Genomic DNA, 16,259 nt, shown 5'->3' with positions numbered 1-16,259 from the left:
CTATGACCACCACGACCGAAGACCGTCGCCTCGAACTCCTCGTACGGCGGATGACCTGGGAGGCCGAGGGCGTCCTGTCCGTCGAACTCGCCCACCCCGACGGCAAGCCGCTGCCCGCCTGGACGCCCGGCGCGCACATCGACGTGCACGTGGGCGGGCAGGTCCGCCAGTACAGCCTGTGCGGCGACCCGGCCGCGGGCGGCTCGTACCGCATCGGCGTGCTCGACGAGCCGAACTCGCGCGGCGGTTCGCGGCACGTCCACACCAAGCTGCGGCCCGGCCAGACCGTCACCGTGTCCGAGCCGCGCAACCACTTCGCCCTGGAGGAGGCCGCCGGGTACGTGTTCGTCGCGGGCGGCATCGGTGTCACGCCGATCCTCGCGATGGCCCGCGAGGCCGCCCGGCGCGGCGCCGCCTGGCGCATGGTGTACGGCGGCCGCAGCCGTGCCTCGATGGCGTTCACCGACCAACTGGCCGCGCTCGGCGGGGACTTGACGCTCGTACCGCAGGACGAGCAGGGCCACATCGACCTCGCAGGGGCGCTCGCCGAGCTGCCCGAGGGCACGCTCGTCTACTCCTGCGGCCCCGAGCCGCTGCTCGCCGCGGTGGAGGGCGTGTGCCCGGCGGAGGTGCTGCGCCTTGAGCGGTTCGCCGCGCCGACCGTCGAACGGTCCGGCGACGACGGGGAGTTCGAGGTCGAGTGCCGCACCTCCGGGCTCACCCTCACCGTCGGGCCCGACACCTCGATCCTGGAGGCCGCCGAGCAGGCCGGCCTGAACGTGGAGAGCTCCTGCCGCGACGGCATCTGCGGCTCCTGCGAGACCCGGGTGCTCGACGGCACCCCCGACCACCGCGACTTCCTGCTGTCCGAAGCCGAGCACGCCGCGAACGCCTCGATGATGATCTGCGTCTCGCGCTGCACGTCCGGCCGCCTCGCCCTCGACCTCTGAGCCCCCCTGGGAGCACCGCCATGAACACCGAGACCTGGCCGTACCTGGAGATCCACCAGTCCCGCAGGCACGAGCCGACCCCGTACGAGTACAAGCTGGCCGCCACCCTCGAAGACGTCTTCACCAAGGACGGCCACGAACTCGCCGACGTGGTGCGTGGCCTGAACAACCGTCAGGTGCACGCGCCCGACGGCAGCCCGTGGACCGAGGAGTCCTTCCGCGCCGAGATGCACCGACTGGGAGCGTGACCGAGATGACCATGACTGCCGACCAGATCTACGCGACCGGCCTGCGCGGCCAGTGGCACCCGGTCGTCCCCTCCGACTTCGTGGCCCCCGGCGCGATGCGCAAGGTCACCGTCCTCGGCGAGCAGTGGCTGCTTTTCCGCCGTTCCGACGGCACCCTGAGCATGCTCGCCGACCGCTGCCCGCACCGCGGCGCCCCGCTCTCCCTGGGCAAGCACCTGGGCGACCGGGTGGCCTGCTGGTACCACGGCGTGGAGGTCGAGACCGACGGCACCGTGTCGTCCGTGCCCGGCCTGCCCGGCTGCAACCTGGAGGGCAAGCAGCTGGTGCGCTCCCTGCCGGTGCGGGAGATCGCGGGCGCGGTCCTCGCCTACTTCGGCTCCGAGGAGCAGCCGCAGCCGGTCGAGCTGACGCTCCCCGACCCGCTCACCGACCCGGACACCGACGCGTTCCTCTGCTACGCGGAGTGGAACGTGCCGTGGCGGTACGCGGTGGAGAACCTGCTCGACCCGATGCACGGCGCGTTCCTGCACCACGACTCGCACACGATGTTCGAGGGCGACACGACCGCCAAGTTCCGCATCCGGGAGACCGAGCGCGGCTACTTCTTCGAGAAGACCGACCAGCGGGGCGTCAACTTCGACTGGGTCGAGCTGTGCCGCACCGGCGTGGACTGGGTGGACCTGTCCATCCCGTACCCGCCGTCGGCAGGCCCCGGCGGACCGTTCGGCATCGTCGGCATGGTCCGGCCGCTCGACGAGGAGCGCTGCGCGGTCTTCTTCTGGCGCTACCGCAAGGTCCAGGGCTGGCAGCGCGACAGCTGGCGGTTCCTCTACAAGACGCTGATCGAGGAGCGCCACTGGGAGGTCCTGGAGCAGGACCGCGTGATGCTTGAGGCCATGCCGGCCGACGCCGACCAGCAGGAGAACCTCTACCAGCACGACCTCGGCGTCGTCCGCCTCCGCCGCCTGTTCCGCGCGGGCGCCGAGGCGCAAGCGACTCCCGTCGGGTGACTGTCTCTTTTCGGCCTTCCCCGCGCCTCTGAAGGGGCGCGGGGAACTGCGCGCCCAGCCGACGACAGCCTGAGGCCGCAGCGCAGGGGCGAGCCCCACGACGCGATGGCGGAGGGTGCGGGCACAACTGAGCGCGGCCGAGGGGCCGTTGTTCTCGCGGAAGACGATGTACGTGCGGGAGCGCTTCGCGCCGCACGAGGCGGGCCGCCCTGAACGCGGTGATCGGGTTGCCGCTGATCGCTCTGTTCGTGCGCGGCCGGGGTGTGGCGGGGGCCCGGCGTGAGGGGGTCGGGGCGACGCTCAAGGGCGCGCTGCGGATGCCGCGCCTGGGTCCGATCCTGCTGATCGAGATCGCCACGCTCGCGTACCTGTAGGGGTCGAGCGCGTGGCTGCCCGCGTACCTGCTGGACGATCGGCACTTCTCCCTGAAGGCGATGGGCCTGGTGTCCGCGCTGCCGTTCCTGATGTCGCTGGTGTCCGGCTTCCTCGGCGGGCTGCTGCTCGACCGGCTGCCGCGGCGGCTGCTCGCGCTGCCGTTCGTCGTCGGCGCGACCGGCACGGCGGTGTGCGTGCTGCTCGTCGCCGGTGCGGACAGCGACGGCCTCGCGGCGACCGGCCTGATCCTGGCCGGCGGCTTCTGGGGCCTGCAGGGGCCCGCGATCCCCACCCTCGTCCAGCACTGCGCGCCCGCCCGGTTCGTGGGCAGCGCGTACGGGGTGGTCAACGGCGTCGGGAACCTGGTCTCGGCGTTCATGCCGACGCTGATGGGCGTGGCCATCGCGGCGAGCGGCGGGCACGGCTTCGGTGCGGGCTTCGCCCTGCTCGCCGGGGCGCAGGCGATGACCCTCGTCTGCGGGGTGTGGCTCCTCGTACGGCCGGTTCAGGCCTCGTCGGACTCCTCCGCGGATTCCTCGATGGACCGCTCCAACTTGGAGAGCAGCCGGGCCAGTTGACGGCGCTCGGCAGGGGAGAGCCCGGCCAGCATGCGCCGCTCGTTGTCCAGGTGCTCCGCGAACACCTCGTCGACCTTGGCCAGACCGGCGTCCGTGAGCCGCGAGTACACGACGCGCCGGTCGTCGGCGTCCCGCTCCCGCACGATCAGGCCGTCCTTCTCCAGGCGGTCGATGCGCAGCGTCACGCCGGCCGAGGAGACAAGCCCCGAATCGGCCAGCTGCCCCGCGGTGAGCCGGTACGGGGCGCCGGCCCGGCGCAGCGCGGTCAGGACGTCGAAACCGGCCACGGCCAGGCCGTGCTGGTCTATGGCGGAGGTCAGCCGGGTGTTGTAGCGCAGGAAGGTGCGGTGCAGGCGGGCGAGGACCTCAAGCGGCGAGGTGTCGAGCTCGGGCCGCTCGCGCGCCCAGTCCTCGATGATCGACGCGACGGCGTCCATACGACCGGCTCCGTTCCGCCCGGCGGGCTTCGAGGTGGGCTTGGCGCTGGGCTTCGCGCCGGGCTTCGTGCTCGGCGTCGCCGGGGACTTGGCGGTGGTCCGGGCGGTGGTCTTCCCTGCGGGCCTGCCCGCGGACTTCCCCGCAGGCTTCGCGGCCGCACGCCCGGTCGCCGTCTCCGCGGACTTCCCCGCAGACCTGCCTGCCGACCTGCCGGTCGACTTCCCCTGAGCCCGCTCCACGGACTTCCCGGCACTGTTCCCCGTCATCTGCGACTGCCTTCCCCTCTGCCCGGCCGCACGGCCTCTGCCCCGCACTGCTACGCGGCTCCCGCGAGCCGCCGAAGAAATCTTAGCCCTGAAACACATACGCCTACCTCCCACCCGGGGCCATAATGAGCCGATACATCGGATGTCTACCGGGCGCCGACACAGGCGTTCCGGCTGGTCGAAGCGGGGGCTCCATGGCGGTCACGGACGAGGCGATCGAGAAGATCAAGGGCATGATCGTCTCCGGCGCACTGCGCCCCGGCGACCGCCTGCCCAAGGAGAGCGAGCTCGCCGCCGACCTCGGCCTGTCCCGCAACTCCCTACGCGAGGCGGTCCGCGCCCTCGCCCTGATCCGCATCCTCGACGTGCGCCAGGGCGACGGCACATACGTCACCAGCCTCGACCCGCAACTCCTCCTGGAAGCCCTGAGTTTCGTGGTCGACTTCCACCGCGACGACACCGTCCTGGAGTTCCTCGCGGTCCGCCGCATCCTGGAACCCGCGGCGACGGCGGCCGCCTGCACCCGCATCGAGGACGCCCGGATCGACGCGCTGCAGGCCCAGCTGGACGCCCTCGGCCCGGCGCCCTCGGTCGAGGAACTGGTCGCGTCCGACCTGGAATTCCACCGCGGCATCGTGCAGGCCTCCGGCAACTCCGTGCTCTGCTCGCTCCTCGACGGCCTGTCCGGGCCGACGACGCGGGCCCGGGTCTGGCGCGGCCTCACCCAGGAGGACGCGGTCAGCCGGACCCTCCACGAACACCGCATGATCCTGGCCGCCCTGCGCGACCGGGACGCGGAGGCCGCCCGTTCCTGGGCCACCGTGCACATCGCGAGCGTGGAGCAGTGGCTGCGCTCGACGCTGCGAGCCGCCAACCCCCTGCCCTCCTCGCACAGTTGACCGTTCACAGCTCGGAGGAATAGACCTCTGCGCTCAGGCGCATGCATTACCTCTGGCGTGCGGGCCACAGGGCGTGCAAGGGGGCTGCGGAGGCCCCCCTCGGACGCCGTAAGGTTGGGGCGTACGCGAGGAAACGTCGGAAGGAGGCGCTGGGTGATCGAGCTCGAGGGGGTTCCCGAGCTGGTCGACCCGGTCATGGTGGTCGCGTTCGAGGGCTGGAACGACGCAGGCGACGCCGCCTCCACCGCGGTCGCGCACCTCGACCGCGAGTGGAAGGGCGAGGTGTTCGCCGCCCTGGACGCGGAGGACTACTACGACTTCCAGGTCAACCGCCCCACGGTGTGGCTGGACGGCGGCGTCCGCAAGATCACCTGGCCGACGACCCGGCTCTCCGTCGTCCGGGTCGGCGGTGACAAGCCGCGCGACCTCGTCCTGGTGCGCGGCATCGAACCGTCCATGCGCTGGCGCTCGTTCTGCAACGAGATCCTGGGCTTCGCCCACGAGCTGGGCGTGGAGCTCGTCGTGATCCTCGGCGCCCTGCTCGGCGACACCCCGCACACCCGGCCCGTCCCGGTCAGCGGCGTCACGTCCGACCCGGACCTGGCGCGCACGATGAACCTGGAGGAGACGCGGTACGAGGGCCCCACCGGCATCGTCGGCATCCTCCAGGAGGCCTGCACGCACGCGGGCGTCCCCGCCGTCTCGCTCTGGGCCGCCGTCCCGCACTACGTCTCGCAGCCGCCGAACCCGAAGGCCACCCTGGCCCTCCTCAACCGCCTCGAGGACCTGATCGACCTGCGCATCCCGCTGGGCGAGCTGGCCGAGGACGCGCGCGCCTGGCAGCTGGGCGTGGACCAGCTGGCGGCCGAGGACAGCGAGGTCGCCGAGTACGTGCAGAGCCTGGAGGAGGCCCGGGACACGGCGGAGCTGCCCGAGGCGTCGGGCGAGGCCATCGCCCGCGAGTTCGAGCGCTACCTGCGCCGGCGCGACGGCGGCCCCACGGGCCCCGGCCACGCCACGGACGGCGGCGACACGAGCCCGTTCCTCCGGGACACGACCAGCGACCGCACCCGCCCCCCGAAGCCCAAGCCACAGCCGAAGGACGAACAGCCCGAGGACGACGACCAGGCCGACGACGACTAAATCCAGCCCCTCCGGCGTTTGAGGAGCGGGGGTCCGGGGGCTGGCCCCCGAAGCTCCGCAGGATTTCGGGAAGGGGCGGGGCGGGGAGCAAACACGAAGGCGCCGGACGAGCAGAACTCGTCCGGCGCCTTCGTCGTACGCGTACCGCTAAAGCGCCACGCCGAGCAGCGCGTCCACCGCACGGGACACCACACCGGGCGCCCCCTCGTCCGTACCGCCCTCGGCGGTCTGGAGTGCGACCCAGCGGTCGACGGCCGCGAGCGCCTTCGGGGCGTCCAGGTCGTCGGACAGGGCCTCGCGGATCTCCTCGACGAGCGCCTCCGCGCCCGGCCCGTCCGGCCGGGAGACGGCGGCGCGCCAGCGGTCCAGGCGGTCCACGGCGTCCTGCAGGACCTGGTCGGTCCACTCCCAGTCGGCGCGGTAGTGGTGGGCGAGGAGCGCGAGCCGGATCGCGGCCGGGTCGACGCCGTCGCGGCGCAGCTTGGAGACGAAGACCAGGTTGCCCTTGGACTTCGACATCTTCTCGCCGTCCAGGGCGACCATGCCGGCGTGCACGTACGCCTTGGCGAAGGGGTGCTCGCCGGTGAGGACCTGGGCGTGCGACGCGCCCATCTCGTGGTGCGGGAAGGCCAGGTCGGAGCCGCCGCCCTGGACGTCGAAGCCCATGCCGAGGTGTTCGAGGGCGATGGCGACGCACTCGATGTGCCAGCCGGGCCGGCCGCGGCCGAGGCTCGCGCCCTCCCAGCTGGGCTCGCCCTCGCGGGCCGCCATCCACAGCATCGGGTCGAGCGGGTTCTTCTTGCCGGGGCGCTCGGGGTCGCCGCCGCGCTCCGCGGAGAGCACCTTCATGGCGGCGGCGTCGAGCCGGGAGACCTCGCCGAAGTGGGCGTCGGACTCCACGGAGAAGTAGATGTCGCCGTCCAACTCGTAGGCGGCGCCCATGTCACGCAGTCGCTCGACCAGCGGGACGATCCCGGGTATGGCCTCGACGGCGCCTATGTACTGCTGCGGGGGCAGCATCCGCAGGGCGGTCATGTCCTCGCGGAAGAGTGCGGTCTCGCGCTCCGCGAGGCCGGTCCAGTCCACACCGTCGCGCACGGCCCGCTCCAGGAGCGGATCGTCCACGTCGGTCACGTTCTGGACGTAGTGAACCTGCCGCTTGGTGTCGAGCCACACGCGCTGCACGAGGTCGAACGCGTTGTAGGTCGCCGCGTGACCCATGTGGGTCGCGTCGTACGGCGTGATGCCGCAGACGTAGATACGGGCGACAGGACCGGGGTCGAGGGCGATGAGCCCACCGGTCGCGGTGTCGTGGATCCTGAGGTCGCGGCCCTTGCCGGGCAGGGCGGGGACCTCGGAAGCGGGCCAGGCATGCATGCTTCGAGACTAACCGGACGCCCCTTCCGGATACGAACCGGACCGGATCTTCTGACCGGGAAGGCACTCTTGCGCCCCGGCCGCCGATGTGCCGCAGCCGATCCGTCCGGCCGGGCTCAGGGCAGGCGGCGCCCAGCGCTCACACGGGCGGCCAGGGGATCGCGGGCCACGAACCGTTCGGCGCCGGATGCAGCCCGGACCGCAACAACTCGGCCACCCGCGCCCGTACGGCGTCGACCTCGGCGGGCGTGATCAACTCCACGAGCCGGTCCGCGAGGGCCGCGCCGTCGGCGAGCTCCCGCGCGAGGGCGGTGAGGACCTCGACGGCCTCCGCGGTCAGCGGCTCCCCGGCCCAGCCCCACAGCAGGGTGCGCAGCTTGTCCTCGACGTGGAACGTGACGCCGTGGTCGATCCCGTACAGCTTGCCGTCCGGCGCGGGCAGCAGGTGGCCGCCCTTGCGGTCGGAGTTGTTGATCACGGCGTCGAGGACGGCGAGGCGGCGCAGGCGCGGGTCGTCGGCGTGCACGAGGAGCGCCGTGCGCCCCTCGCCGACCTCGGCGAAGCCGACGGCCTTCCAGCCCTCGCCGGGCTCCTCCGTGTCGACGAGCGCGAGGAGTTCGGGCGCCTCGTCCTGCGGAGCCGGCTCGATCCACAGCTGGACCATGCCCTCGCCGTGCGGCCCGTCCCGCAGCACGGTCGGCGGTACGAGGTCCCAGCCGGTGGCCTGCGAGACCTCGTACGCGGCGACCTCGCGCTCGGCGAGGGTGCCGTCGGGGAAGTCCCACAGCGGGCGCTCGCCGGCGACCGGCTTGTACACGCAGTGGGCGCTCGCGCCCTCGTGCTCGACCGAGCAGAACAGCACGGCGTTGGAGGCTTCGCGGATCCGACCGCGCACGGTGAGCTCGCCGTGCGTGAGCAGCTCGACGGCCTCCGCGGCTGCGGTCACAGGCCGCGCCGGTATCCGTTCTGACGCGGGCATACGTGTCCTTCCGGGTCGAGCGGCAGGCTGCACAGCGGGCACGGCGGGCGGCCCGCGTTCACGACGTCCAGGGCGCGCTTGGCGAAAGCCCTGGCCTGCGCTCCGGAGAGCCGTACGCGCAGCATGGGCGGACCGTTCTCGTCGTCCTGGAGCAGCCGTTCCTCGGCCTCGGCGAGGTCCTCCTCGTCGTCGGCGTCGAGCTCGACGAGCGCCTGGGCCTCGACGACCATGCGCTGCTCCTCGCCGTCCCAGGCGAGCGCCATGGTGCCGACGCGGAACTCCTCGTCGACGGGGGTGTCGAGGGGCGCGCTGTCGGAGATCTCGCTGGGCGCGACGGCGGGCACGGGTGCGCTGCCGCCGCTGCGCCGCACGACCTCGTCGAGCAGCTCGTCCATCCGCTCGGCGAGCGCGGCGACCTGGGTCTTCTCCAGGGCGACGCTCGTGACCCGGCCACCGGCGGAGGCCTGCAGGAAGAACGTTCGGCGCCCGGGGAGCCCGACCGTGCCGGCCACGAAACGTTCCGGCGGGTCATAGAGGAACACCTGACGGGACACGTCCTGTCCTCTCCCTCACTATCGGGTACTGCGGCTGTCGGTCACTGCGCCGTGAAGTGCTGCGTCACGGGCCGCAGTAGACGTGGGTCACCCTACTGCGGGCGACGATCACGGTGCGCCCGCACCGCCCCCGACGGTGGCGTCGCCGCCCCCGCCCGCCTCGGTCCCGTTCTCCCGCGGCGCGAGCCCGCCGAGGTCCCCGGTGTCGCCGAGGCGTACGAGGAAGGGGCGCAGGCGGGTGTACCGGATGACGGTGACCGAGCAGGGCTCGACGGAGATCCGCTGGAACAGGTCCAGGTGCAGCCCGAGCGCCTCGGCGACGAGGGATTTGATGATGTCTCCGTGGGAGCACATCAGGTACATGGCGTCGGAGCCGAAATCACGCTCCACGCGCGCGTTCCACCCCCGTACCGCCTCGGCGGCGCGGTGCTGCATGGCGCGCATGGACTCGCCGCCGGGGAAGGCCGCGGCGGAGGGGTGCTGCTGGACGACCTGCATGAGCGGCTCGTCGGCGAGCTCGGCGAGCTTGCGGCCCGACCAGTCGCCGTAGTCGCACTCGTTGATGCCGTCCTCGGTGTGCAGCGTGAGCTCCGGGCGGGCGGCGAGCAGCGGCTCCAGGGTCTGCCGGCAGCGCTGCAGCGGGCTGCTCACGGCCGTGGCGATGGGCAGCCCGGCGAGGCGGCCGGGCAGTGCGGCGGCCTGGGCGGCGCCGCGCTCGTCGAGGGCCACTCCCGGCGTCCGTCCGGCGAGCACGGCCGCGGTGTTGGCGGTGGACCGGCCGTGCCGGACGAGGATCAGAGTGGGCATGCCCGCCAGCGTAGGCGGCGCGGGCCTCGGGGGTGCGGTCAGGCCCGGATCACGGGAGAATGCGCGCAATGATCGTGGACTGCGCCATCTATCGCGAAGGCCGCCGCACGGACTGTGCGGAGGACTTCTCGACCGCCCTCGGGCAGGCCAGGGCGAGCGGCGACGCGTTCCTGTGGATCGGCCTGCACGAGCCGACGGCGCGGGAGTTCGACCATGTCTCGGCCGAGTTCGGCCTGCACCCGCTGGCCGTGGAGGACGCCCTCAAGGCGCACCAGCGGCCGAAGCTCGAGGTGTACGACGACTCGCTGTTCATGGTCCTCAAGCCGATCGTCTACGACGAGGCCGCGGACACCATCGACTCCGGCGAGCTGATGCTGTTCGTCGGCGACGCGTTCGTGGTGACGGTGCGGCACGGCGTGGGCGCGCCGCTCGCGGCCGTACGCAGGCGCCTGGAGGCGGACCCGGAGGTGCTGCGGCAGGGCCCGACGGCGGTGCTGTACGCGGTGAGCGACGCCGTGGTGGACCACTACATCGACGTGGCGTCCGAACTGCACCTGGATCTGGAGGCGTTGGAGGCGGAGGTGTTCGAGCCGACTCCGGGCGGCGACACCCGGCACACCGCGGGCCGCATCTACAACTTCAAGCGCCAGGTCCTCGAATTCCGCCGCGCCACCATTCCGTTGGCGGCCCCCATGACCCGGCTCGCGGGCGCGGCGGTGCCGTTCGTGCACGAGGAGGCGCAGCCGTTCTTCCGCGACGTCAGCGACCACCTGACCCGCGCCAACGAGAACGTGGAGGGCCTGGACCGCCTCGTGTCGGACATCCTGTCCGCGCACCTGGCGCAGACCGGGGTGCGGCAGAACGACGACATGCGCAAGATCTCCGCCTGGGCCGCCATGGCCGCCGTCCCCACGATGATCGCGGGCGTGTACGGCATGAACTTCGAGCACATGCCGGAGCTGAAGCACACCTGGGGCTACCCGGCGGTGGTGCTGCTCATGGTGGGCCTGGTCTACGGCCTGTACCGGCTGTTCAAGCGCCGCGGCTGGCTGTAACCGGTCGAAGGGGTCAGCGGCTACGCGAACTCGGGGGCCGAAGTGGCGGGCCCGCCAAGGGCGTTGCGGCGCTCCGGCATCTTCAGGGACACCATGCGCCGCCAGCCGCCGGCCAGCTCGTACGCGTACACGGCGTGGATGCCCGCGGCGAGCAGGGCGGCCTTGGGGCGGGACCAGCCGAGGATGCGGCCCATGTGCGCCATGACGGCGAGGCTCACGTCGCGGTAGATGCGGATCTCGGCGTGCGCGCTCTCGCGCAGGATCCGCTGGATCTCCCGGCCGTGCCCGGCGTACGCGAACCGCAGCAACTCCTCGTGGCAGTACGCGAGATGGTTGTCCTCGTCGTGGGAGATCATCTTGACCGCGCGGCCGATGTCGGGGTGGTCGGCGAAGTGCTTGCGCAGCAGGTCCATCTGCTCGGAGGCGCGCTGTTCGGTGACTCTGCTGTGCGCGAGGTAGGTGATGATGTCCTGCTCGCCGAGCGGCCGGTCGGCCTTGAGCTGCTCGTGGGCGAGGCCGATGCCGTGCCGTTCGAGGAGCATCGTGTAGTCGGTCTCGGGCGGGACCTCGCAGGGTTCGAGGCGGCGCTTCTTGAGGAGGGCGTTGAAGATCCGCCCGTGTTTGTCCTCGTCCGCCCCGTGCCGGCTGATCTTGGGGGCGAGGCCGCGCTGGCTCTCGGGTACGAGGGCGGCGATCCGGCCGTTCTCCCAGCCGCCCTGGGACTCCCCGCTGGCCGCGATGGAGCAGAAGAGCCGGAACGACTCGTCGTCGTCGAGGATCTCGGAGAACAGACTCTTGGCCGAAAGCATGACTGCCACCTCCTGGCACGCCCGCGTGGGTGCCCCCGCGCAGAACGAGTCAAATGCGGTGCGAGGTGACGGGCAACACCAGTGTCGGACAACTCGGCCGAAAGGTGGACTCGAAACCCGCACCACGCGCGCGTGGGACCGGCCTCCCGGAAGCCCGCCGGACGCGTAACCGACCGGCCTTCAGGGCGTTGTTACGGGTAACGGCCGTGGCGGGGAAGACCCCCGAGCCCCCACCACGGCCGTAGAGAACTCCCTCCCCCGCCTCAGGCCAGTCCGGCGCGCTCCAGGGCCTCGGTCCCGGCACGCAGCGCGGCGAGCCGCTCGTCGAGCGTGAACCCGGCCGGGGCGAGGGTCAGCGTCGTCACCCCGGCCTCCGCGTACGCCTGCATCCGGTCGGCGATCCGCTCCACGGAGCCGAGCAGCGTGGTGGAGTCGATCAGCTGCTGCGGCACGGCGGCGGCAGCGCCCTCCTTGTCGCCGGACAGGTACTTGTCCTGGATCTCGGCGGCCTCCTTCTCGTACCCCATGCGCTGCGCGAGCTGGTTGTAGAAGTTCTGCTTGCGGCTGCCCATGCCGCCCACGTAGAGCGCCGTGTAGGGGCGGAAGGTGTCGGCGAGAGTGGCGACGGAGGCGGCGTCGGAGCCGCCGAGCGCCAGCGGCAGGGTCGGGCAGACGTCGAGGCCGTCCATCGTCAGGCCGGCCTTCTCGCGGCCCGCGCGGAGGTGCCGGAGTGTGGTCTCCTCGATGTGCTCGGCGGACGGGAAGATCAGCAGCGCACCCTCGGCGATCTCGCCGGTCTGCTCCAGGTTCTTCGGGCCGATGGCCGCGATGTAGACCGGGATGTGCTCGCGGGCGGGGTGCACGGTGAGCTTGATCGGCTTGCCGGGCCCGTCGGGCAGCGGCAGCGTCCAGTGCTCACCGTCGTACGAGAGGCGCTCGCGGCTCATCGCCTTGCGGACGATCTCGACGTACTCGCGGGTGCGCGCGAGCGGCTTGTCGAACTTCACGCCGTACCAGCCCTCGGAGACCTGCGGGCCCGAGACGCCGAGGCCGAGGCGGAAGCGGCCGCCGGAGAGGGAGTCGAGGGTGGCGGCCGTCATGGCGGTCATCGCGGGCTGGCGGGCCGGGATCTGGAAGATCGCGGAGCCGACGTCGATCCGCTCCGTCTGGGCGGCGACCCAGGAGAGGACGGTCGCCGCGTCGGAGCCGTACGCCTCGGCCGCCCAGCAGACCGAGTAGCCGAGCCTGTCCGCCTCCTTGGCGACGGCGAGATTGTCCGCGTCCATCCCCGCGCCCCAGTAGCCGAGGTTGATCCCGAGTCGCATGCGCCGAACCCCTTACCCATGAGTAACGTGCCTGTCGCCCGGACTCTAGCGCGCTGGGGTGCGATCCGTCAGGGGTGGTTATCCACAGGGCTGCCCAGGTTCGGCGGGTCCGCAGTAACCTCAGCGCCCATGGAGCAGAGGCATCTCGGCCGCACCGGCCTGCGCGTGTCCAGGATCGGCCTCGGCACCCTCACCTGGGGCCGTGACACCGACGAGCACGACGCCGCCCACCAGTTGAAGGTCTTCTGGGAGGCCGGCGGCACGCTCGTCGACACGGCGGACGTGTACGGCGGGGGCGAGGCCGAGTACGTCCTGGGGCAGCTCGTCGAGGGCCTGGTGCCCCGGCGCGAGCTCGTCATCGCCACCAAGGCCGGCAGCGTGCCCGACCCGGATCGGCGCTTCGACGGCTCGCGCGGCCACCTCCTCGCGGCCCTCGACGCCTCGCTGCAGCGCCTCGGCACGGACTATGTGGACCTGTGGCAGGTGCACGCCTTCGACCCGTCGACGCCCCTCGACGAGACCCTGCAGGCCCTCGACATCGCGGTGTCCAGCGGCCGCGCCCGCTATGCCGGGGTGTCCAACTTCTGCGGCTGGCAGCTCGCCAAGGCCGCCACCTGGCAGCTCGCGGCCCCGGGCGTGCGCACCCGTCTCGCCAGTACGCAGATGGAGTACTCGCTCCTGCAGCGCGGCGTGGAGCGGGAGGTGCTGCCTGCCGCGCTCGACCTGGGCATCGGGCTGCTGCCGTCCTCGCCCCTCGGCCGCGGCGTCCTCACCGGCAAGTACCGCCACTCCACGCCCGCCGACTCGCGGGGCGCGTCCGAGCAGATGGCCCCGTTCGTGGAGCCGTACCTCGACGAGGCCGCGGGGCATGTGGTGGACGCGGTGGCGACGGCGGCGGACGGGCTCGCGGTCACGCCTCTTGAGGTGGCCCTGGCATGGGTGCGGGACCGGCCGGGGGTGGCCGCGCCGATCGTGGGCGCGCGCAACGCCCAGCAGCTCACGGCCGCGTTGTCAGTGGAGAGCCTTAGTCTTCCTGACGAGATCTGCAGGGCTCTCGACGACGTGTCGGCGCCCGTGCACCGCTACCCCGACCAGGACTGGAGCACCCTGTGAGTACGGAGTCCGCCGCCACGGACGAGACCGGCAGCACCGCACCCGAGCCGGCAGCGGAGGACGCCCTGACACGCACGGCCTCGGCCGAGGACACGACGGAGGATGCGGCTGCGGAGCGGCCGTCCGGCGTTGAGACCGCCGAAGGCGGGGCCCAGGACACCGAGACCGGTGCAGAAGAGGGAGCTCAGCCCACCGAGTCCCAGGCAGAGCCCGCCGAGGACGCTGCCGCTCAACCCTCCGAAGCCGAGGCCGAGTTGGCCGCGCAGCGGGAGCTTCGAGAGCGGATCGAGCGGCGCAAGGCCGAGCGCGAGGCCCCGATCGAGAGCGGTACGAAGCTCAGCGGCACGGCGGCCGACCTCCTCGCCGCCGTCCGCGCCGTGGAGAGCGGCGAGAAGCCGGCCCGCGCGGTGTTCGAGCCCGAGTCCACGCCCCGGCGCCCCGCCCCCGAGCCGGCCCGCAGGCCCGAGCGTCCGGCGCCGGTGAGCGCCCCGGCGGGCCCCGCCGCCGAGACCGTCGACGCGGTCCGGGCGGTGCTCGCCGAAGGCGGCGCCCCGGCCGCGCTCGCCGAACAGGCGGCCACGGCGCTGGGCGACGGGGCGGAGAGCGTGCTCCGCGAGGACCCCTGGCAGCTTCTGCGGGTCACGGGCGTGCGCCCGGAGCAGGCCGACGGATTCGCCCGCGCCCTGCTCGGCGACGCCTGCCGACCGGACGACGAGCGCCGCAACCGCGCCGTCGCCGTCTGGCTCCTGGAGCAGGCGGCCGTCGCCGGCCACACGGCCCTCGACGCCCCGGCCCTGGAATCCACCCTCGGGCGGTACGGAGTGGCGGACGCCGACGCCTCCGTGCAGAGCGCGATCGCCGAGGGCGACCTGCTCGTCTTCCAGGACGCCCTGGAGGAATCCCCCGGCACCCCGACCGCCCCGGCGGCGACCACCGACACAGGCGAGGGCGACGAGGCAGCGGAGCAGGAGCAGCCCGTCCGCGTCCTCGTCGGCCTGGAGCGCTACGCCCTGGCGGAGGAGAGCCTCGCGGACGGCCTGGCAAGGGTGCTCAACTGCCTTCCCAAGGAGGAGAGTCCACAGCAGGCCGCCCTACTCGCGGCCGCCGGTTCCGTCCGCGGCTCGACGGCCGAGCTGATCCGTGCCGTCGCGGGCAGCAGCCTCGTGCTGCACACCGGAGGCGAGGCGGCCCGGACCGAGCCCGCCGCCCTGGTCGCCGCCGCAGCAGCGGCCGGGCTGCGGGTCTGTGCGGCAGCCCACGCGCCGTACGGGAAGCGGGAGTTCGCGCGCAGGGTGGCCGCGCTCTTCGGCGAGGCCGAGGCAGCCGGGGAGGCGGCTTCCGGTTCGGCCGTCGTCGTGACCGTGGCCGAGCTGCTCTCCGGCGCGGCAGGCCCCGGCCGGGACGCCGAGGGCGCGTTCGAGCTCGACCTGCTCGTGCTGCTCGACGCCCCGCAACTGGACGTCGAGGGCGCGGCGATGCTCGTGGAGTCGCTGCCCGACGGCGCGCGGCTGGTGCTGAGCGGCGATCCGGGCGTGCTGTGGTCGGCGGGCCCCGGCCGGGTCTTCGCCGACCTGCTCGCCGCCCGCGCCTGCCCCGTCGTCGTCTCGCGGGTCCCGGACGAGGGCCCGATCGGCGAGCTGGTCTCGGGCATCGGCATCGGCGAGCTGAACCAGGTGGCCGCGCCGAACAAGGAAGTGGTGATCGTCCCGGTGCGGGACGCGGGCGAGGCCGTGCACCGCACGGTGCAGCTCGTCGCCGAGTCGGTGCCCCGCGCCTTCGGCCTGCCCGCCGACGCGACGCAGGTGATCACCGTGGGGCACGGCGGCGCCGCGGGCACCCGGGCGTTGAACGTCGCCCTGAAGGAGCGGCTCAACCCCGGCCCCGGCCGGTTCGGCGGCTTCGACCCCGGCGACCGCATCGCGTACTCCCCCGCGCCCGGCCGGACCGTACAGGGCCGTGTGGTGCGGGCCGACGCGGACGGACTGCACCTGGAGTGCGAGGGCCGGCCCGTCGTCGTCCGCAAGGAGCGCGTGGAGCAGGCCGTGCGGCACGGCTGGGCGCTGACCGCGCACCAGGCCGTCGGACAGCGCTGGCCCGCGGCCGTCGTCGTCCTGCCGGGCGACGCGGCGCAGGGCCTGACCAGAGCGTGGGTCTACACCGCCTTCGGGCGCGGAGAGCGGCATCTGTCGGTGGTGCACGGAGTGGAGCAGGCCCTGCCCCGCTCGGTGGCCGAGCGCCCGGCGAAGCCGCGTACGACCCGGCTGCAGATGCTGCTGCGTACGCAGGTCCCCGCGCCCGAGGCCGCAGCGCGCCAGGACGCCTGACCCCGTACG

18 protein-coding genes are annotated in these 16,259 nt (G+C 72.8%); 11 read left to right on the top strand and 7 right to left on the bottom strand.

The window, feature by feature from the left end:
* Positions 1-2 precede the first annotated feature (2 nt).
* The 5 genes from QIS96_RS33100 (at position 3) to QIS96_RS33080 (ending at position 3,161) form a co-directional block, all read left to right on the top strand.
* Positions 3-950 carry a PDR/VanB family oxidoreductase gene (locus QIS96_RS33100; protein WP_282546522.1) on the top strand — a complete coding sequence of 316 codons (948 nt, stop codon included), beginning with the start codon at positions 3-5 and terminating at the stop codon, positions 948-950.
* Positions 951-970: 20 nt separating this feature from the next.
* On the top strand, positions 971-1,198 hold the full coding sequence (locus tag QIS96_RS33095; protein ID WP_282546521.1) for a recombinase-like helix-turn-helix domain-containing protein: 228 nt from the start codon (positions 971-973) through the stop codon (positions 1,196-1,198).
* A 5-nt stretch (positions 1,199-1,203) separates the two neighbouring features.
* On the top strand, positions 1,204-2,208 hold the full coding sequence (locus QIS96_RS33090; protein WP_282546520.1) for an aromatic ring-hydroxylating oxygenase subunit alpha: 1,005 nt from the start codon (positions 1,204-1,206) through the stop codon (positions 2,206-2,208).
* A gap of 218 nt (positions 2,209-2,426) precedes the next feature.
* Positions 2,427-2,582 (top strand): hypothetical protein, encoded by a 156-nt coding sequence (locus tag QIS96_RS33085; protein WP_282546519.1) that lies wholly within the window; start codon positions 2,427-2,429, stop codon positions 2,580-2,582.
* Positions 2,583-2,642: 60 nt separating this feature from the next.
* Positions 2,643-3,161, top strand: a complete 519-nt coding sequence (locus QIS96_RS33080) for an MFS transporter (protein ID WP_282546518.1) — start codon at positions 2,643-2,645, stop codon at positions 3,159-3,161.
* Here QIS96_RS33080 and QIS96_RS33075 read toward each other — a convergent pair.
* On the bottom strand, positions 3,089-3,598 hold the full coding sequence (locus tag QIS96_RS33075; RefSeq protein ID WP_282546517.1) for a MarR family winged helix-turn-helix transcriptional regulator: 510 nt from the start codon (positions 3,596-3,598) through the stop codon (positions 3,089-3,091). The two genes, QIS96_RS33080 and QIS96_RS33075, sit on opposite strands and share 73 nt — an antisense overlap.
* Here QIS96_RS33075 and QIS96_RS33070 point away from each other — a divergent pair.
* The 3 genes from QIS96_RS33070 to QIS96_RS33060 all read left to right on the top strand — a co-directional run bounded on the left by QIS96_RS33070 (position 3,576) and on the right by QIS96_RS33060 (position 5,907).
* A complete protein-coding gene (locus QIS96_RS33070; RefSeq protein ID WP_282546516.1) occupies positions 3,576-3,827 on the top strand; it encodes a hypothetical protein in 252 nt (83 codons plus the stop codon). The two genes, QIS96_RS33075 and QIS96_RS33070, sit on opposite strands and share 23 nt — an antisense overlap.
* Before the next feature lie 232 nt (positions 3,828-4,059).
* Positions 4,060-4,764, top strand: coding sequence for a FadR/GntR family transcriptional regulator (locus QIS96_RS33065; protein ID WP_282546515.1), 705 nt, complete (start codon positions 4,060-4,062; stop codon positions 4,762-4,764).
* Positions 4,765-4,917: 153 nt separating this feature from the next.
* Positions 4,918-5,907 (top strand): PAC2 family protein, encoded by a 990-nt coding sequence (locus QIS96_RS33060; protein ID WP_282546514.1) that lies wholly within the window; start codon positions 4,918-4,920, stop codon positions 5,905-5,907.
* A 147-nt stretch (positions 5,908-6,054) separates the two neighbouring features.
* Here the strand turns inward: QIS96_RS33060 and mshC are convergent, their stop codons facing one another.
* The 4 genes from mshC to QIS96_RS33040 all read right to left on the bottom strand — a co-directional run bounded on the left by mshC (position 6,055) and on the right by QIS96_RS33040 (position 9,624).
* Positions 6,055-7,284 carry a cysteine--1-D-myo-inosityl 2-amino-2-deoxy-alpha-D-glucopyranoside ligase gene (mshC, locus tag QIS96_RS33055; protein WP_282546513.1) on the bottom strand — a complete coding sequence of 410 codons (1,230 nt, stop codon included), beginning with the start codon at positions 7,282-7,284 and terminating at the stop codon, positions 6,055-6,057.
* 139 nt (positions 7,285-7,423) lie between these two features.
* A complete protein-coding gene (locus QIS96_RS33050) occupies positions 7,424-8,263 on the bottom strand; it encodes an SCO1664 family protein (RefSeq protein ID WP_282546512.1) in 840 nt (279 codons plus the stop codon).
* Positions 8,227-8,817 (bottom strand): DUF3090 domain-containing protein, encoded by a 591-nt coding sequence (locus QIS96_RS33045; RefSeq protein ID WP_282546511.1) that lies wholly within the window; start codon positions 8,815-8,817, stop codon positions 8,227-8,229. Before QIS96_RS33045 ends, QIS96_RS33050 begins: the two co-directional genes overlap by 37 nt.
* Positions 8,818-8,925: 108 nt before the next feature.
* Positions 8,926-9,624, bottom strand: a complete 699-nt coding sequence (locus tag QIS96_RS33040) for a histidine phosphatase family protein (protein ID WP_282546510.1) — start codon at positions 9,622-9,624, stop codon at positions 8,926-8,928.
* A 59-nt stretch (positions 9,625-9,683) separates the two neighbouring features.
* Between QIS96_RS33040 and corA the strand changes: the two genes are divergently transcribed.
* Positions 9,684-10,679, top strand: a complete 996-nt coding sequence (gene corA / locus QIS96_RS33035; RefSeq protein WP_282546509.1) for a magnesium/cobalt transporter CorA — start codon at positions 9,684-9,686, stop codon at positions 10,677-10,679.
* Between the two features lie 20 nt (positions 10,680-10,699).
* Here the strand turns inward: corA and QIS96_RS33030 are convergent, their stop codons facing one another.
* Both QIS96_RS33030 and QIS96_RS33025 read right to left on the bottom strand, forming a co-directional pair.
* On the bottom strand, positions 10,700-11,488 hold the full coding sequence (locus tag QIS96_RS33030) for a ferritin-like domain-containing protein (protein WP_282546508.1): 789 nt from the start codon (positions 11,486-11,488) through the stop codon (positions 10,700-10,702).
* Between the two features lie 263 nt (positions 11,489-11,751).
* Positions 11,752-12,813: an LLM class F420-dependent oxidoreductase gene (locus tag QIS96_RS33025; protein WP_282546507.1), complete on the bottom strand. Its 1,062-nt coding sequence runs from the start codon at positions 12,811-12,813 to the stop codon at positions 11,752-11,754.
* Between the two features lie 129 nt (positions 12,814-12,942).
* On the opposite strand from QIS96_RS33025, the gene QIS96_RS33020 reads away from it, so the two are divergent.
* Together QIS96_RS33020 and QIS96_RS33015 are read left to right on the top strand one after the other, a co-directional pair.
* Complete coding sequence (locus QIS96_RS33020; protein WP_282546506.1) at positions 12,943-13,926, top strand: aldo/keto reductase; 984 nt, start codon at positions 12,943-12,945, stop codon at positions 13,924-13,926.
* Complete coding sequence (locus tag QIS96_RS33015) at positions 13,923-16,250, top strand: helix-hairpin-helix domain-containing protein (protein WP_282546505.1); 2,328 nt, start codon at positions 13,923-13,925, stop codon at positions 16,248-16,250. The genes QIS96_RS33020 and QIS96_RS33015 overlap by 4 nt, the downstream gene beginning before the upstream one ends.
* Positions 16,251-16,259: the final 9 nt, after the last annotated feature.

The organism is Streptomyces cavernicola, assembly GCF_029968035.1.
GTDB lineage: Bacteria > Actinomycetota > Actinomycetes > Streptomycetales > Streptomycetaceae > Streptomyces > Streptomyces cavernicola.
The sequence above is the reverse complement of the archived record's forward strand: the minus strand, read 5'-3'. Positions and strand labels throughout refer to the sequence as shown.

What these genes read in the sequence shown, in the direction of transcription:
- QIS96_RS33030 (WP_282546508.1), bottom strand. Translation starts at nt 11,488, where the DNA reads ATGCTTTCGGCCAAGAGTCTGTTCTCCGAGATCCTCGACGACGACGAG.
- QIS96_RS33090 (WP_282546520.1), top strand. Translation starts at nt 1,204, where the DNA reads ATGACCATGACTGCCGACCAGATCTACGCGACCGGCCTGCGCGGCCAG.
- QIS96_RS33095 (WP_282546521.1), top strand. Translation starts at nt 971, where the DNA reads ATGAACACCGAGACCTGGCCGTACCTGGAGATCCACCAGTCCCGCAGG.
- QIS96_RS33100 (WP_282546522.1), top strand. Translation starts at nt 3, where the DNA reads ATGACCACCACGACCGAAGACCGTCGCCTCGAACTCCTCGTACGGCGG.
- QIS96_RS33050 (WP_282546512.1), bottom strand. Translation starts at nt 8,263, where the DNA reads ATGCCCGCGTCAGAACGGATACCGGCGCGGCCTGTGACCGCAGCCGCG.
- QIS96_RS33025 (WP_282546507.1), bottom strand. Translation starts at nt 12,813, where the DNA reads ATGCGACTCGGGATCAACCTCGGCTACTGGGGCGCGGGGATGGACGCG.
- mshC (WP_282546513.1), bottom strand. Translation starts at nt 7,284, where the DNA reads ATGCATGCCTGGCCCGCTTCCGAGGTCCCCGCCCTGCCCGGCAAGGGC.
- QIS96_RS33040 (WP_282546510.1), bottom strand. Translation starts at nt 9,624, where the DNA reads ATGCCCACTCTGATCCTCGTCCGGCACGGCCGGTCCACCGCCAACACC.
- QIS96_RS33075 (WP_282546517.1), bottom strand. Translation starts at nt 3,598, where the DNA reads ATGGACGCCGTCGCGTCGATCATCGAGGACTGGGCGCGCGAGCGGCCC.
- corA (WP_282546509.1), top strand. Translation starts at nt 9,684, where the DNA reads ATGCGCGCAATGATCGTGGACTGCGCCATCTATCGCGAAGGCCGCCGC.
- QIS96_RS33065 (WP_282546515.1), top strand. Translation starts at nt 4,060, where the DNA reads ATGGCGGTCACGGACGAGGCGATCGAGAAGATCAAGGGCATGATCGTC.
- QIS96_RS33080 (WP_282546518.1), top strand. Translation starts at nt 2,643, where the DNA reads ATGGGCCTGGTGTCCGCGCTGCCGTTCCTGATGTCGCTGGTGTCCGGC.
- QIS96_RS33020 (WP_282546506.1), top strand. Translation starts at nt 12,943, where the DNA reads ATGGAGCAGAGGCATCTCGGCCGCACCGGCCTGCGCGTGTCCAGGATC.
- QIS96_RS33070 (WP_282546516.1), top strand. Translation starts at nt 3,576, where the DNA reads ATGATCGACGCGACGGCGTCCATACGACCGGCTCCGTTCCGCCCGGCG.